This window comes from Paenibacillus tundrae, from assembly GCF_030812775.1.
In the GTDB taxonomy this organism is placed as follows: Bacteria; Bacillota; Bacilli; order Paenibacillales; family Paenibacillaceae; genus Paenibacillus; species Paenibacillus tundrae_A.
On the sequence record NZ_JAUSTI010000008.1, the window covers coordinates 252,652 to 269,507 of the forward strand.

The 16,856-nt window shown below is 47.9% G+C and carries 10 protein-coding genes; all 10 read right to left on the bottom strand.

Annotation, left to right across the window (positions count from 1 at the left end):
• Window positions 1-30: 30 nt before the first annotated feature.
• A complete protein-coding gene (locus J2T19_RS16305) occupies window positions 31-3,666 on the bottom strand; it encodes a glycoside hydrolase family 2 TIM barrel-domain containing protein (protein ID WP_307217522.1) in 3,636 nt (1,211 codons plus the stop codon).
• 231 nt (window positions 3,667-3,897) lie between these two features.
• The gene (locus J2T19_RS16310) at window positions 3,898-5,946 is read right to left on the bottom strand and encodes an IucA/IucC family protein (RefSeq protein WP_307217524.1); all 2,049 of its coding nucleotides are present in this window, start codon (window positions 5,944-5,946) and stop codon (window positions 3,898-3,900) included.
• Complete coding sequence (locus tag J2T19_RS16315) at window positions 5,906-7,153, bottom strand: type III PLP-dependent enzyme (protein ID WP_307217526.1); 1,248 nt, start codon at window positions 7,151-7,153, stop codon at window positions 5,906-5,908. The genes J2T19_RS16310 and J2T19_RS16315 overlap by 41 nt, the downstream gene beginning before the upstream one ends.
• A complete protein-coding gene (locus tag J2T19_RS16320) occupies window positions 7,150-7,926 on the bottom strand; it encodes an HpcH/HpaI aldolase family protein (protein ID WP_307217528.1) in 777 nt (258 codons plus the stop codon). Before J2T19_RS16320 ends, J2T19_RS16315 begins: the two co-directional genes overlap by 4 nt.
• Window positions 7,923-9,833: an IucA/IucC family protein gene (locus tag J2T19_RS16325; protein ID WP_370874893.1), complete on the bottom strand. Its 1,911-nt coding sequence runs from the start codon at window positions 9,831-9,833 to the stop codon at window positions 7,923-7,925. Before J2T19_RS16325 ends, J2T19_RS16320 begins: the two co-directional genes overlap by 4 nt.
• Before the next feature lie 72 nt (window positions 9,834-9,905).
• Window positions 9,906-11,609 carry an IucA/IucC family protein gene (locus J2T19_RS16330; protein WP_307217532.1) on the bottom strand — a complete coding sequence of 568 codons (1,704 nt, stop codon included), beginning with the start codon at window positions 11,607-11,609 and terminating at the stop codon, window positions 9,906-9,908.
• A 198-nt stretch (window positions 11,610-11,807) separates the two neighbouring features.
• The gene (locus J2T19_RS16335) at window positions 11,808-13,004 is read right to left on the bottom strand and encodes an MFS transporter (RefSeq protein WP_307217534.1); all 1,197 of its coding nucleotides are present in this window, start codon (window positions 13,002-13,004) and stop codon (window positions 11,808-11,810) included.
• A complete protein-coding gene (locus tag J2T19_RS16340; RefSeq protein ID WP_307217537.1) occupies window positions 13,001-14,356 on the bottom strand; it encodes a diaminobutyrate--2-oxoglutarate transaminase in 1,356 nt (451 codons plus the stop codon). The genes J2T19_RS16335 and J2T19_RS16340 overlap by 4 nt, the downstream gene beginning before the upstream one ends.
• A gap of 48 nt (window positions 14,357-14,404) precedes the next feature.
• Window positions 14,405-15,418, bottom strand: coding sequence for an ATP-grasp domain-containing protein (locus tag J2T19_RS16345; RefSeq protein ID WP_307217539.1), 1,014 nt, complete (start codon window positions 15,416-15,418; stop codon window positions 14,405-14,407).
• Between the two features lie 605 nt (window positions 15,419-16,023).
• Window positions 16,024-16,845 (bottom strand): ABC transporter ATP-binding protein, encoded by an 822-nt coding sequence (locus J2T19_RS16350; protein ID WP_307217540.1) that lies wholly within the window; start codon window positions 16,843-16,845, stop codon window positions 16,024-16,026.
• Between the last annotated feature and the right edge of the window lie 11 nt (window positions 16,846-16,856).

Below are 16,856 nucleotides of genomic sequence, written 5' to 3' on the forward strand. Positions count from 1 at the left end.
CCAAAGTCACAATGGTTACCGGGTTCTTCATCACTCAAAACGGAACCAGCCAAAGTCAAACTGACTGCCCGGCAGGAAGATAAAGGTCACCTTTTGCACACCTGTCACCTGTTCAAGTTCAAATACCCGTTCCTCGTATCCTTCTGACTGTGTGAACTCGACAAGTTGATTGCTCTGTCCATCTGCTCCTGAGAAACGAATATGAATCGTGTTTTTGTCGATAGGTGAACGACCGCAGATTACAAGTTTGGATGTACCTGCTGCCGTAAAATCCATATGATCGAACTCCAACGAGACATTGTTTCCGATTCCTTCAACCGATTCACCTTGAATGGTAAACGTATCTCCATACAGATGGTCACACGATGCAGCCGCATTCTGCTCAAAGGCTCGGCTTTGGCGTTCAAAGGAAAAGCCCTTGATGTGAATTTTCTGCTTCAGTACAAAACAAATGGATGTAATTCCACGCAACCGCTTGGACAACGTATACGTGTCTTCCTGATACACATTCCATCGGGATTCCTTCTGATATACCACATCGGCAATCAATGTGCTTCCCTCTTCACCAGGCATACCTTCCCAGATCTGCATGGGATACTCTTCATTCGATAGAGCAAAGATCGGAATCGTAATGGTATCCGAACCATATGCACCGAAGTCGATATTGCGGAAGCCCACATGTGTCTCCCCATCTCGGCTCGTCGCTACACCACGTTCGTTCCCATTGCCCACGTCGCCCTTCGAATAGTCATAGAGCCCACCGGAGATAAAGGCATATGGGTCATGATATGCCGTTCCCAGTCCGGTGGCTGTGAATTCAAGCTGGGAGATCAGTTTAATCTTGTCCGTGCCGTTCTTACTCGTGGCGCGAAGGCGGAATGCACCATCTCCCATTGCAGTAACCTTCACTTGACCTGCTTCAGCCGAATTCTCAGCCAAGTCCGAATCGAGCAACTCTACTTTGGAAATGTTCGACTCAATGCCCGCATCATTCACCACAGACCATTCGATATCTCGGTACGATGTATTCTCTGGGTACAGCTTCGCATGAACCACCATCTCTGGGGTAGAAGGGTTTAACAGCTGTCCTGCCGGGCTAATGATCTCGATTTTGCGCAAAGGAATCTCGTGTACCTGTCCGGTATGAATAGCCCGTTCCTCATTACGATCGAATACAGCTTGTACTTTCGTATCTTGAGCATTGCTTTCCGGAACACTATTCTCAGAAGCATCGGTACCTTCATCCACTTCTATAGCTTGGAATTCTGCCGTTGCGCCTGCTAAGCCTTCCGAGGACACCTCGATCTTCACTGTTCCCGGTTCATTCGTTGCGCCAATGATTGCCATTAGTTTGCCACTGAACAACCTGCGGCTTGTCCCCTTGTAAGGATCATAATCCGTACTATCTCCGTTATCCAGCCCTAACAGACGTCCTGCACCCGTCACACTCACCTGCACACGATTGTTGGCATTCTGCACCAGGTTGCCATCCTCATCCTCTACATTGATCTCGACAAAAATAAGATCCTTCCCATTCGCAGTTAATTGCTCACGGTCTGCATGAAGACGAACAGCCTGTGCATCCTTGTAAGATCGCTGAACATCGGTTGCAATCACATTGCCGACTTCATCGTACGCAATCGCCTTCAGCTCACCAGCGACATAAGGCACTTTCCACCAGCCAACAAGCTGTTTTCCATGAGCATGGTCAATGTTATACGTGCCGATCGTATCACCATTCAGCTGCAGTTCAATCTTTGGCGCGTTACTGCACACGCGTACATCAATGACCTGACCAGGGCTGAAATCCCAATAAGGGAACAGGTGAACCATTGGAGCCTTTTTGTAATCCGTCCAAGCGGATTGGTAGATATAATAGGAGTCTTTCGGGAATGTTGCCGTATCAATCTGTCCAAAATAAGAATTCTTCGTATGATACGGTGTTGGCTCACCGATATAATCGAATCCTGTCCATAGGAACTGTCCAAGCGAATAAGGGGTATCCCGTTCTGCCAAAATACACGCCTCTGCCGACTTCGCTCCCCAGCTTGTTGTACTGTTTCCCAGCGCGGAGCACTGCTCATCATCATCAGCCAGAATGGATTGCTCGAATGGGAAATGATAGATTCCCCGGCTCTGCACCACAGATGCCGTTTCACTACCATAGATAATCCAGTCCGGGTGCTCTTCATGGTGCTTATCATAATATTTTTCCGCGTAATTATATCCCGCAAGCTTCACGATATCCGCACATTTCTGTGCATTTTCCCAAGGCATATAGTTCGAACCAATCGTAACACGCGCATTATGCTTTGGATCGAATTCCAGCACATAATCCATCAGCATCCGGGTGACTTCCTGTCCCCGTTCATCTGCATGCGTATCATAGATCTCATTACCAATACTCCACATCATCAAGCTTGGATGGTTGCGGTCACGCATAACCCAGCTCTTCACGTCGGTATGCGCCCACTCCGGGAAGAATCTCGCATAATCGTAAGGGGTCTTGGAACGCTCCCACATGTCAAAAGCTTCTGAAACAACCAGCATGCCCATCTCATCGGCAAGCTCCATGAACTCTTTGGCAGGCATATTATGAGCGGTTCGAATGGCATTAACGCCCATACCCTGCAATAACTCGAACCTTCTACGCAGAGCGACCAGATTGAATGCTGCACCCAAAGCTCCCAGATCATGGTGTTCACAGACACCGTTCATTTTCATCTTGACCCCATTCAGTAAGAAGCCTTCCTGCGGATCGAACCTAACTTCTCGGAAACCAACGTTCTGGGTGAGACGCTCTATCGTCTCATAACCTCCGTTACCCTGATTCTGAGCCTGAGCATCATTCTGATTTTCAGTCTGAGCTTGAGTCTGTGTATGAGTGTGATCCTCGTTGTGCTCCACTGACGCCACCTGTAAATCGGTCACCAATTGATAGAGATGCGGTTCTTCCGTGCCCCACAGATTCGGGTTCTCTACTACAAATTGCTGGCGGTTCGTAACAATACTAGCTTTACTAGAATGACGATCGTTGCTAGCGTTGGCAATATGTCCAACCTCAGCTTGCTGAGCATCCAGCGTTACTGCCTTCGTTGTGGTTGCTACAACCCTACCATCATAGAGCAGTGTGTGCACAAGCTGTGCGTCCCGATCAATAACGACATCCGTATCCACCTCAACCTGCCAGCCATCAGACTGCTTCTGCATGGATACATAGGTACCATTGGTGACGATATGATTGTGATCCCTCGTTTTCAGCCATACATTACGATAGATTCCTGCGCCGGAGTACCACCTGCTGTTAGGGCTTTGATGCACCACCTTGACGATGATTTCATTATTCCCCTCGACCAAGGCCTCTGTGATCTCGTGTTCAAACGCAGAATATCCATACTTCCATTCCCCAACTAACTGCCCATTCACATACACGGATGAATCCATATACACCCCGTCAAAACACAACAGTCTTTGCTTATGATCCTTCGTAACCTGGAACGACTTGCGATACCAGCCAATACTATCCTCATACAGATCCAATGTGTTATAAATTAACCAATCATGCGGAAGCTCCACAGGTTCGAACGTTAATCCCCCAGGCTCCGTAACATCCAGTCCAGTTTTGGCAAATACCCATCCATCATTAAACAGTTTCCTCTGATTCATCGCTCTTTCACTTCCTGTCTCAATATGATTGCGTTTACATAAAAGAATGGAGCCGCACCGATAACCTTTTCGATTATCGTTACATCAACCTATCTACTCTACCCGATTATACCATCTGATCCATCTAGTGACTGCATCGGATTGAATATAAAACGAACAATTTATACACACCCGCATAACCGCAAAAAAAAAGGCAACCTGGCATAGCCAGATCACCCCAACACCCTTACCTCATCCAATGTAAAAAGGATTATGCCCCGCGCCTTTGCCCGATGGCATTGCCCCAGGCACCCCATCCGCTTCTAACAGCGGACGGACAACTAACTTCGCGGGCCATTCCTGCCTTTGGAATATCAGGCGGAATAGCTCGGCCCGGTCAGCCTCCGGAAGCTGCACACGGTGCAACGCTTCCTTCCACATCTGCTCCGTAATGTCCCATAACTTCGCTTCAGGCAGATCATAGACAGCAACGAGTGCCTCAATAATGGCCGCCAGATTGACCTGTGTGCCTAAAGATTGCACATAAAAGATAAGCTTCTCAAGCGTCTCATTATACAGACTATTAGAGTATCCCGGTCTAATCCAATACGCTGGATCAGCAATGCCATGCTTGTCCAAGTAAGGCTGGTGCAATCGCACGGAATCGTGGTCGCGGAACAACAGCCCCTTCACCTGCTGATGACGCAAGACCACACAGCAGTTCTGTCCATGAATTTCAGGGACAACACCTACCTTGAACAAACGCATGACTACATCGTAAAATAATCCAGCCAGTTTGGTGTAAAATGAGATTACATCATCCTTCGATAACTCCTCACCTAATAGCTCGGATAGCAGATGTCGACCATTCAATTCCACCCCAAGGGCAGCCATCGGGATGACTTTCACCCCTTCCTGTAGAAGCTCTGGCGGATAGATCCGTATTTGAGCCGCAAGATGGCGAGGATGATCATCGAATAAGCCCATCGTTTCGGGCATGTAGCCCCACCAATTCTGTTCTTGGCATAAGAACACTTTCCCGGCAAGGGAATCATCACAAGCGACCGCCTGCCGAAGCATCCGTTCTCCAGCTAAACCATTCAATAGCTTAACGACCGGAAGATAACGTGCCGCACCAAGAGACAAAACGCTGACAGGAAGCTTCAACATATAAGTTGACGGTGTCACAGAAGACATCGAGCGGAGAGAAGATGTCGCCTGAACCTCACCCACTTCTACATCAAGCACTAGGATCGTACGATCCTTGAATTCCGCTGCATAACGCGTAAGAATGATATGTTCCAATTGCCAAGGGTGAACCGGCATAGGCATATAGGTTTTCAGATTAATTCCATTACGCCGGAATGCTTCCTCCACCATCTTTCGCTGGGGCTTATCCAATATATCTAGTGTTGAAAGTCCCTTGTTATCTTCACATCCTTGTTGCACGACATCCTTACGCACTGCAACCCAGCGCAGAGGTATCTTCTCTCCGAATTCTGCTGCATAACGACGAACATCCTTTTCCGTGAAACCAATCTTGGCTTTGGATGTTGGATGGAAAGGCCGATCCCGTAATGCCGCAATTCGTTCTCCCTTAATGAACCACTCGTAGGCATTGGAAGGCTTCACGTTATTCAGTTGTTCCACTTGTTCTAGTCCCAAGGCCAACTGCTCGGTCGCCGTCTCGATGCTATCCACAAATTCGGCTACACCCGGATGCGCATAAGCTTCGTCTGAAAGTGCGAGCCGCAGTACGGCATGTCCAATGGCTACCGGTGTAGAGAGCGTGATCCATTCACCTTCTGCATTTTGGGCATATACAGGGGAACCTTGCACCCATTGTCTTCCCTGCCTAATACTGGACTGAACCATGAACACGATTCCTTCCAGATGAACTAGAAACTTAGGAACTTGACCAGCTCCTGTACTTCTAGCATCCTCCGACTGTAATCCAGCATGAGACAATTTTCCCGTTTCTCGAAGTGGCTGTTCATCATTCAAAGCCCGTCGCTCTTCGAACGTTTGCTGTCTTTCCAATGCCCCTTCTTGTGCAAACATACGCTTGTTTTCCAATGTGCATTCTTGTCTGCCCACCGTTTGATCCTTCTGCCAGCCTGCCCGCTGCCCGTACTGATACGGTTCCATCATTCGGCGGATTTTCTCCGGGGCAGCAGACAATTCAATCAAGGTATTACCGGGAAGCGGCAGTAACCCCTCTGCCAGAAATGTATTGATCAGATCCTCCATGATCTGGTGCTCAGCGGCTTGCAGACTGGAAAGCTTCATCACTGTTGACATGGTCGTTTCCCTCCGTCAAATAATGGAATGCCGGGTGCGGATGCCCCAGAAAATCATGGTGCGAGATCGTCCAGCAATATGCTCCAGATTTCTCAAAAACAACGATATCTCCGACGCGGAGCAGCTCAACCTCAGCATTCGAATGCATCCGGTCTTTCGGTGTGCACAGCTCGCCTACAATATGCACCTCACTCTGCTTCACTTCTGGTCTTGCGTATGAATGCGCCCAGTGCTCTGTAGCCATAACGTGAAAAGGATGATTATGCCCCCATGAGGCAGGCAGCCGATTATGGTGTGTTCCCCCTCTAATCACGGCAAACTGCTCTCCATGAGAAACTTTAATGTCCGTAACCTCGGTTGCATAATAACCATGATCTGCGACGAGAATCCGTCCCGGTTCGAAGTATAGCTGGACACCGTCAAGTTGTTTCCTTGCCTCGCTCTGTTTCAGTAGAGAAGTGAATAACGGCCAGTCAAACCCCGGGCTTCCGTCATACGTCACACCGAATCCGCCGCCTGCGTTAACGACGTCAACCTGTATACCGTAAGCGTCTTGCCATGCCTTGACTTTGTTTAAATACAGATCGATCATCTCGGCATGTAATCTCGCATCGGTATTGTTGGATAACGAGTGAAAGTGAAACCCGCGCAGGTGTACGGCTCCCGCACCTTCCTCACGTATGATCTGTATCGCTTGCTCAACCCACTCCTCATCTAATCCAAACGGGCTTGGCCCACCGCCCATCACAATCTTAGTTCTTGGCAGTGTGCTACTTCTCAGGTTGATTCGCAGCAGAATACTGGCGACCTGCTTTTTTCGCTTGGCGATAGCAATCAGTCTTCGCAGCTCTAGCAAACTCTCCACATGTAACAAGGTGACCCGATGTTCCAGCGCTTGTTCTAACTCAGCTTCTTTTTTGCCTGGTCCGCCAAAAAGAATGGGAACCTGGACGCTAATACGTCTTACCTTGAGCAATTCACCAATCGACGCAACCTCAAATCCCTTAACCCATGGTAGAAGCGCTTCAATGATTCGGGGATCAGGGTTCGCTTTGATCGCGTAGAACAAAGAGGTATGTTGTGGCATGTGCTGTAACATCTGGCGTACCTGTTCTTGGATTCCCGCGAGGTCGTAGAGATACGCGCATACAGGCTCTTCACTGCCCTCTTGGATCTGACGGATCACGGTTTCTACCTTGGATATCATACCTGTGCACCTACACTTCCATAGTCATTCCTTTTCCGCACATATGCACGAAAAGCTGTATTCCGGTCATCCCCTAACACAAAAATATGTACCCCTCGCTCTGTCCATAGCGTCATATCCTTGATACCTCTCGTCACGGTTGCATACGGGACATTGTACTGCCGCGCCTGATCATGTAAGGTCGTCAGTGCAGAACGAACATCTGCATGATCCGTCTGCCAAGGTACACCAAGAGATTGTGATAGATCTGCGGCTCCCTCTAGCACAAAACTGACCTGTGGGTGAGACAAAATGTTATCGCTCTGCTGTATACCCTGCACACTCTCAATCATCGGAATCACCATGATCTGCTCATTCGCCTGTTTAATATAGTCAGTAAGTGGATATTTACCGAATACACCAGCGCGACCACTATTCAGACTGCGCATCCCCAGTGGATGATAGTAGGTGTGATGAACCGCTTCTTCCACCTGATCCCGTCCTTCCACGTGAGGGATCACAATGCCTTGTGCCCCGCAGTCCAGCACTTTCAAAATCTCTGCCCGCTCTACCTTCGAGATACGTACGAGCGGTGTCATGCCACATAGATCAGCAGCCCGAATCATCTCTTCCAACGATTCCATATTCGTGGTTGCATGCTCTAGATCAATGATCACAAAATCATATTCTGCATGTCCGATCATCTCGATGATGACCGGATGTGGAATCGATACAAACAAGCCGAACACAGGGCGCCCTCGAGATATTTTTTCCTTCAGCGTATTCGTTCTCATGCCAATGTATCCTTCGCCCGTTTCAACGGATTGCTGACCTTGCGGAAATACAGTTCTCCATCACCATAGAGACGCCGCTTTGTCATCTCTTCGATTAACGCATCCTCGCCAAATAGGTCAAACCACGCAAAGCGCTCGCTATATTCCGGATGCTGCTGCTGATAATCCACAATGATACCCGCACTCAGTTGCCAGAAATCTTCCTCGGATAATCCGAAGCGCTCCAGTGCCAGAGCAATATCGGTCATACAGATAAAGAAGAAGGCATCATACGTATAATCACGAACCTCGGATACATCCTCAGTATAGATGAAGGAATACCGATTGAACTTACGGTGAGTCTCGGGTACAGGATGCAGCTCTGGTGCACGCTCCGGGTGGAGCAATTTATCGGGTACATAACGAACCCCATCATGCAGATCCTTCACAATCATTCGTTTCGGTAGGTCATTCTCCAGCACCAAAATAATATTCTGGGCATGTGACTCCAGTGCAATGCCATGAGCATAAAGCAAATGTATGATCGGCAGTGTAATCGTGCGAACAAGTGCCTCGCTCCACTTTGCAATACCATGACGTTCAATTGCAGCCTGAATGAAAGGTACACTGTTTGGTTGTACCAGCATTAATGCATTTAGTGGCCAAGCCGTCTCACCTGGCTGTAGATGAGTGGTTACATTCTCCCGCCAGATTGCACCGAATGTTCCGTACGCACGGCGATATTGGATGACAGATAGTTGCTCATATCTGAAGGACAATCCCATGACCTCTTTCAGTATGGCAAACTGCTCCTGCTGCAGCAGCTCATCCTCCTGAATGAGTTGTTCCAACCAATCGCTGATCAGCGGGGCATTCTGGGTGGTATGCTGAGCCAAAATACGTGTACTCGATGTATTCGTAATACTAAGTGCTAGTTTGATATAAGGAGCACTAGCATTAACCCGATTGGAGAGAGAACGGATCGACTGCTGGGCGCGATATGAAGATGAAGATGTCCCGAGGAAAATAATGTCCTTCTCCATTAATTGAACAGCGAATACTGACTGTAATTGGTGCTCCCATTGCCAAGGATGAACCGGGATGAACACATAAGGGTTACCATAAGCGTCAACGTGGGCAACGCCAGCTCCATCATTGTTACTGTTACTGTTACTGCCATTACCATTACCATTAACATTGCCACTGTCACCGCCACTACTGCTACTGCTATTATCACTGTCTCCACTACTACTATTGGTATTGTCACTATTACTGGTATTGTCAGCGATACCATCCTCAGCATCCACATCGCTAAGCTCTAGGCCAGCTTCTCCCTGCAAAATGCGGCTGAACCGACGTCTATCCGCTTTCGTCAAATGTTGTCCCACAAGATCATCTGATGTACAACCTTTGGAGAGAGCCGTCTGCACCAACGTCTGTTTAACCGCGAGCCAATAGAGCGGCACATCCATGTTGAATTCGGGGCCAAAGGCCAGGTTGTCTTTTAGCGTGAATCCTAACCTCGACTTATAGCTCGGATGATATAGATGACCGTCAGTCATATGGCTTTCGAGTGCATCATAATGATGATCCGCGATTGGAATCGACTCTGCCAATACAGCTCGGCACTGACTATCCTTCGCCAGCGTCTCCAGCAGTTCTTGAATGAAGGAATCGACATGAGCTCCTGTAAGTTTGTTCAACACCATTTCTTCCAGAAATCGATTCAGATCAGTCATAGGTACGCCTTCTCTTTGGATCGACCCTTTAACTACCTTCACTCTACCGAACGAGTACTTCTGTTGTGCTTCACAGGTGTATTGAACAGGTTTCCCTTGTCCGTCGATTCCGGTAGTTCCCCACTCTCTTCCTTGCTTCCTACAATCAATAATATCTTCGAACCATAAAGCCTCCAGTGCCTGACGCATAATGCGTTCCTGCACATCCTTGTGTACTTCCGTTTTGTCCTTGAGTTCAGTCTCGAATCGTATGGCTCCCACTTACTTCACTCCTATTCGGTTCATTACATTCTGAACGGCCACATAATCCGGTGTTTGACTGATTCCTCGAAGACAGCTCACCAGATTCTGCTTCGCCATAAATACATCTGCCTTGAGCAAATGCCGAACATAGGCATTCCTTGTATTCTTCAGTTCCTGCTCAAGCAGCTCACGCACCATCTCCCAGAAATGCTCTTCCTGTACACTCACATCCCTAGCAAGTGCATGTATAAGTGAACCCAGATGATTGATCATAAAATAATAAGATGTCCTTGCCCACGCCTTCTCCCGTGGATAAAAAAGCAGCTCAGAACGGTCACGTTCAGCCGAATTCACATGCTCGATATCCACGCTAACCCCTTCCAGATCACGCACAATAAAGGCAACAGGCCAACCGTCCTTTAGGGTTACCAGCGTATTTTGTAAATGGGCTTCAAAATGAATGCCTCGCTCCCCACCTGCACGCACCAGTGGCAACAAGGATAAACGCAAGTAACGGGATAACCACTGCTCCGCCTCAGTACGTCCACCGCCGAGCATACGCATCAACCGCGATGGCATTCCTGGCAGAGGAGCTTCTACTAGACTAGAAACAACGAACGTACACGAAGGATCGAATTCAATCGGGCGATAAGCTACCGTAAACAAACTGGTCAACCCTTCGTCCTCGAAGTGACACGTCGTTACTCCCGTTTCATATGCAATGTGCGTGTTCTTGTCCTTCTGGAAACAATCATGTTGTACCAAATAACGTGAAGCATCCAACGTTCTACGCATCTGCTCCGCACTGTTCGTACGAATCATGTTCGTAATCTGCATATGCAGCGACAGCTTGATATTACAGTTCATATCAGGCACATATACGGTGCGTACTGAGGATGTTGGATAGGCGAGCGAGCCGAAGCTGCCAAGCAGTACGATTTTTCGTTCCCGGATGTAAGATTGCACTTCGGCAATACCCAAGATGTGCTTATATTGCCAAGGGTGAACGGGCAGTACGCCATATTGCTCAGATGAATTCTCCACGACTTGTGCCAACTGTTGCCTAACACTGTCATGCCATTCAATCTGATGATGGTCGTCCATCCATTCTTCTCGATATACATCCTTCCTCACGGCAATGTAGCAAAGCGGAAAGGCATTACGTAGCTCCGGGCTATACCTCAGCACATCCTGTTCAGTGAACCCACGTGAATTTTTGGGAAACGGGTGAAACGGATGTCCATATATTAGAGACTGTTCCGATGTACAGTAATCATGCATTTCGAAGGCGGCAGCCTTTTCAATGAACAGCGTCAAGTTTGCGAGGCTATTATCTACCTTTTCGGCAAAATCACGGATGAGATCGTCCTGAAACCCTTCTCCCTCTTCTCGTTTCTGTCCTTGCAAAATTACTCCTTCACTTCCCTCGACACTCAGCTCTCGGGTAATCCAGCAAACCAGATCATTCACCCACACCGACTTCCCACTGAAATCTTGTATGCGATCGTACTCATGCTCACCCATGGCGGAGTAGTACGATAAACGTCCAGTAACGATGACATCACTCACCGGAAACGACACTCGGAACGTCTTGGTCATCGCATTGATCTGTATATCATCTTGCTTCTTGTATGCAAGCTCACGAATGTACGTGTTGAGAAGCAGCTTGCATGAGTGCATATTCGCCTGCTGCTTCGCCTCAGACTGGAGCTTGTTTTCCATCTCGAACAATGAGGCCAACCCTCTTTCGTGTTATAAGTAAAACAAGGGGCAGTGTCAGCAGAATCGCGCTTCCTAGCACGATACATATTTCTCGTAGCGCACCCCACTTTGCCATCTCTACTGATGCCCCTGTCTGAGCAAGCCACTGCCATCGCATATCGTAGAACAACGTGAGTCCCATGATCGCAAACGATGAAGCTAAACGGATAATGCCGATCCCTCATGCATATCCTCTTCCGATAACGCCTGTAATCCTAGAGCCGAGATGCTCATACCTGACAGTCCAACTCCCATTCCTCTGCAGGCCATAAGCATGACCAGAATAATAAGCGAGGTATTCAGCGGCAGGAATGCAAATGATACAATCGAGAACGCCACAAGGGCGGTGCCCCATGCGATAAATTGCAACGACCGACCACGATCCATCAGACTGCCTCCAATCCACATGAACAGACTTGTGCAGATCGATAGCGGAATGAACAGCGCACCCGATAAAGCTGGTGACATGTGAAAGACATCTTGGAATAACAGCGGTAAAGCGAATATCACCCCAAACATCACGCAATCTTGAATAGTCGAGATGAGCACAGTTAATGGAAACACCCTATTCCGGCGTAATAGCTGATAGCGAATTAACGGCTCCTTCCGTCGATTTTCCGTTTGGATAAAACGGATGAGCAGTGCAATCCCCACGGCCATAAGGCTCCAAGGTACTCCGCTACCCACAATAGGACTAGCATATAGTTGAAGTCCCAGACTAAGAGCGCCTATTCCTCCGATTAACAAGACCATGCTGGATAGATGCCACCGCTTACGTCGGGCTGGCAGGTACACCTGGATGTATGAGCCACATAAGATTAAGGAGAATACAGCGAACGGAACGTTCAACCAGAATAGATATTCCAGTCTTCCATACTCAATGATGAATCCACCTAAGGTTGGTCCAGCCGTTGGAGCAAGCATTAGGAGCATTCCCCACGCTCCTGTGATCCTGCCTCGCACCTCCATGCCATAATAGTCAAATAACAAGACAAGAGATAACGGAATCATCAAACCTGCCGCCACGCCATGCATGAATCGTACGATCAACAGCACCTCGAAATAGGCATGGAACAGTGCACCAATGATGGAGAATATGCCATATAAACATATGCCTAGCATATAGGTCTGTTTTCTGCCCAAACGATCCACGATCAGAGAGGCCATCGGCATCGTCAGCGTCATCGCAAGCATGTACAAAACAATGATCCATCCGCCTGCTGTCGTCGAGATATCATAGTGTTGGACAAAGTAGGGTAACAGCAGATTGAATGCACTATTTGTCAGCACCAGAGCAAAGGCTCCCGTAAGAATAGCCCACAGAACGGCATGACCCTTGAGTATCGATAACTTCATGCTGTAGCTGTCGTTAAAGCAATAGCTGCTTGCACGGATTTCTCAAAAATCCCCAGTACTGCTGCCGTCTCCTGCTCTGTAATATTGAGTGGTGGCAGGAACCGGATCACAGCCGAATGACGACCACCGACTTCCACGATTAAGCCATTGTTGAAGCATTCACGCTGGATGGACGCAGCTAACGGTCCATTCTGTAGATAATGTCCTAAACGATCCTTCGAGCCAGCAGGATTAACGATCTCTACCCCAATCATCAGTCCTCTGCCCCGAACATCTCCAATCTCTGCATACTGACCTTTCAATTTCTCCAATCGATGCATAAACTGCTCACTTCGCAATTGCACGTTCTGAAGAATGTTCTGCTCGTGCATGTGGCGAAGGGTCGCAAGCCCTGCGGCCATCCCTAGCTGGTTACCCCGGAAGGTTCCCGTATGCGCGCCGGGTTGCCATTGATCCAGTTCTTCTTTATAGATCACAACGGCCATGGGTAAGCTGCCACCTACCGCTTTGGAGCAGATGATCACATCAGGTACAATCCCCGCATGTTCAAATGAAAACATCCGCCCCGTGCGGCCAATACCTGTCTGAACCTCATCAATAATCAGTGGAATGCCCCGTTCAGACGTAATACGGCGTAATTGCCGCAGCCATTCGAGATCCGCAGGAATTACTCCGCCTTCACCCTGCACAGTTTCCAGAATAATGCCACACGGCCGCGCAATACCGCTCTCGCAATCATCCAGCAGGTTCTCAATGTACTGTGCGCTAAGCTTGGCTGTCATGCCTTCTCCCATCCCAAAAGGGCAACGATATTCATAGGGAAACGGCAGGAAATGCACATCAGGTAAAAGGCTCTGTAGATGTTGCTTTTTGCTTAGATTGCCGCTCATCGCCATAGTCGCCTGGGTTGAACCATGGTAGCTTCCTTGGAAGGCAAGGATGGACTTGCCACCCGTCGCGTTTTTGACGAGTTTAATCGCAGCCTCTACCGCATCGGCTCCAGTTGGCCCACAGAACTGGATTTTGGCTGTATCCTTTAATTCATTCGGAAGAATGGAGAGTAGTTCTTGCATAAATGCAATCTTCAATGGTGTTGCTAAATCCAAGGTATGTAACGGGATCTGTTGATCAAGCACACCACGAATCGCATCCGTAACAGTCTCATGGTTATGTCCTAAAGCAAGCGTTCCTGCACCTGCAAGACAATCATAGTAATTACGACCTTCAGTATCGGTAACCGTAATTCCTTTAGCCTTACTGATCACAAGTGGAAAGTGTCTAGGGTACGAGCGCGCATTCGATTCCTTTTCATTTTGAAGCTTCAGATCGTCGGACTGAACTTCTACTGACATTGCATATTACGCTCCTTATGATCAATTTGAGATGAATTGTACTTATCATTACGGTGTCAGGACTGGTTCATGCTGAACAAGATACTCTAAGTACATGCGCACAACATCACGTGTAGTGCCTTCATGAGGAAAGACGTGATGTGTCATATCTGGAAGTGCATTCACCTCCAAAATACCTCCGTTCTCTTTGGTAATCGGAACCCGAATATCGGAGCAGCGGATATCAATCCCGGCTACATCGATCTGTAATGCATTCGCGGCTTGGATCGCCATGAGAGCGTTAGCCTCATGCATACCTTCTGTACAATCCATATAGAACTCGCTGATGTTCCCAGCGGCTGAATTACGTAGATGGTATAGCTCAATCTGTCTGCCTAAGGAAGGCACATCCTCAGAATTAACTCTCTGTGCACGCAAGGCTTGATGCAGTTGTGCGGAATCCTCTTCAAGCTTCGGGAATGCTTCATATTCCCCGATATGGGTCAATTGAAGTCTTTCCTGATTCAGCCTTTGGATTAACTCCTTAATCGTTGAGATGCCGTCGCCTTCTACGAAGACAGGACGATATTTATTGACAGCGGCAATAGCCCCGTTGATGACCAGCACCCTATAATCTATCCCTCGCACAAAGCGCTGGAGCATAATGCTTGTACTATGGGCTAACGCTCGTTCAATCGCAGTTTCCATCTCATGAACAGTTTGTACATCAAGTGTTACGCCAGCACTGCCACTTGCATCAAGAGGTTTGACAACAATCGACTGATTCACTTCTAGAAAATGAACAGCCTCATCTCCCATTCCACTCAGGACAACGTAGGAAGGCACAGGCATTCCTTGCTGCTCTAACAGCATGTTACACACCTGCTTGTTCTTCGCCAGTAATCCGGCAATTAGCGGGAGACGATGAGACCTCGTCTTGTTGATGATGATTCTTCTATCCTCAAATGAGAGTTCCAGAAAATCCTCACACCCTGCAAGGAGTGGCTTGCAGTCAATTCCCATCTCCAGGGCTTTACTTAGAATGAGTCGGTTTTGCAGATTCTGAATCCCTTTCGGAAACACTGAAAGTCCTCCCCGATCCAATGAAGACGCCTCTAACCTCTACTTCATCCGATTTTTAGTTAGGTTTATTTTGATAATGATTATCAATATCACCTGAATCTATTTTATGGTAAATATAGTATTTATGTCAATTGAAAACTTTAAAGGGATTTTAAGTATATTTAGGAGGGTGTTTGATATACAGATGGTTATGAGTCTGTATGTTGATTGATTCGGTGATTGGTTCGGTGCTTGAGTTGTGATATTGCAAAGGATATAGCTGTAGGGTGGTTAGATCACGATTATGATGTAGCTAGGTAAAGTTGATTGGCTTAGGCTAAGATGCGGTTGGGGATAGGTAGGTAGGTAGGTAGGTAGGTAGGTAGGTAGGTAGGTAGGTAGGTAGGTAGGTAGGTATAGACGTATGTAATAGAGCCACATGGGAGAAAAGAGACAAACGCCCCATGAAACATAGAGACGTTTGCCAGTTTGAAAGAAACAAATCAATCAGCTGCCTTATGCTTCAACTTGGGACATGTCGGTTCATAGCATCGAGGATGCCTGATTGGGTCAATGGTTCCTAGGTCAGACGATACCAGGATATCGACACTTGCAGTTCTTCATCCTTAAGCCAGTTGGGTGTAACGCTTCTCGCGTTCTAACTTTCTTCCTCTTCCATGTGGAATGCAGGTGGGCGTACCAAACAACGGATCAACAGCAATCTCACATTCCATCTGAAACACAGTACGAATCATGTCCTGCGTAACGATCTGCTCCGGTTTCCCTTCTGCATAAATGGATTTGTTATGCACGGCTACGATGTGATGTGCATATCGGCAAGCCAAATTGATATCATGTAGCACCATCACAATGGTACGCCCCTCTTGCTCATTTAATTCAAATAATAAGTCCAGTATTTCAATCTGATGGGTCATATCCAGATACGTCGTTGGCTCATCCAGCAGCAACGTCTCTGTGCCTTGAGCCAGTGTCATCGCAATCCAGGCACGCTGGCGCTGACCACCAGACAATGCATCGACCGGCCGATCCGCTAGCTCCGTTAGATGTGTTGATTCAAGTGCTAGCTTAACCATGCGTTCATCTTCCCGAGACCATTGCTTAAGCCAGCTCTGATGCGGATATCTCCCCTGTCTGACTAATTGATTGACTGTAAGACCTTCCGGTGCAGAGGGGCCTTGTGGCAGGATTGACATGCGTCTTGAAATCTCTTTGGTAGGTAGCTTGGCAATCTCATCACCATCTAACAGCACGGAGCCTGAGCTGGATTTTAACAATCGGGCCATCGTGCGTAGCAACGTCGACTTGCCACATCCGTTACTACCGATGAGCACCGTAATCTGTCCTTTTGGAATCGTTAGATTCAAATTATCTATGATCGGATCTGCTCCATAAGAGATAGTAAGGTTCTTTGCTTCCAGAATACTCACGATGCTCTCCT

Excerpts from the sequence above, each read along its gene's own strand:
- J2T19_RS16305 (WP_307217522.1), bottom strand. The coding sequence starts at position 3,666 with ATGAATCAGAGGAAACTGTTTAATGATGGATGGGTATTTGCCAAAACT.
- J2T19_RS16310 (WP_307217524.1), bottom strand. The coding sequence starts at position 5,946 with ATGTCAACAGTGATGAAGCTTTCCAGTCTGCAAGCCGCTGAGCACCAG.
- J2T19_RS16315 (WP_307217526.1), bottom strand. The coding sequence starts at position 7,153 with ATGATATCCAAGGTAGAAACCGTGATCCGTCAGATCCAAGAGGGCAGT.
- J2T19_RS16320 (WP_307217528.1), bottom strand. The coding sequence starts at position 7,926 with ATGAGAACGAATACGCTGAAGGAAAAAATATCTCGAGGGCGCCCTGTG.
- J2T19_RS16325 (WP_370874893.1), bottom strand. The coding sequence starts at position 9,833 with ATGCGTCAGGCACTGGAGGCTTTATGGTTCGAAGATATTATTGATTGT.
- J2T19_RS16330 (WP_307217532.1), bottom strand. The coding sequence starts at position 11,609 with ATGGAAAACAAGCTCCAGTCTGAGGCGAAGCAGCAGGCGAATATGCAC.
- J2T19_RS16335 (WP_307217534.1), bottom strand. The coding sequence starts at position 13,004 with ATGAAGTTATCGATACTCAAGGGTCATGCCGTTCTGTGGGCTATTCTT.
- J2T19_RS16340 (WP_307217537.1), bottom strand. The coding sequence starts at position 14,356 with ATGTCAGTAGAAGTTCAGTCCGACGATCTGAAGCTTCAAAATGAAAAG.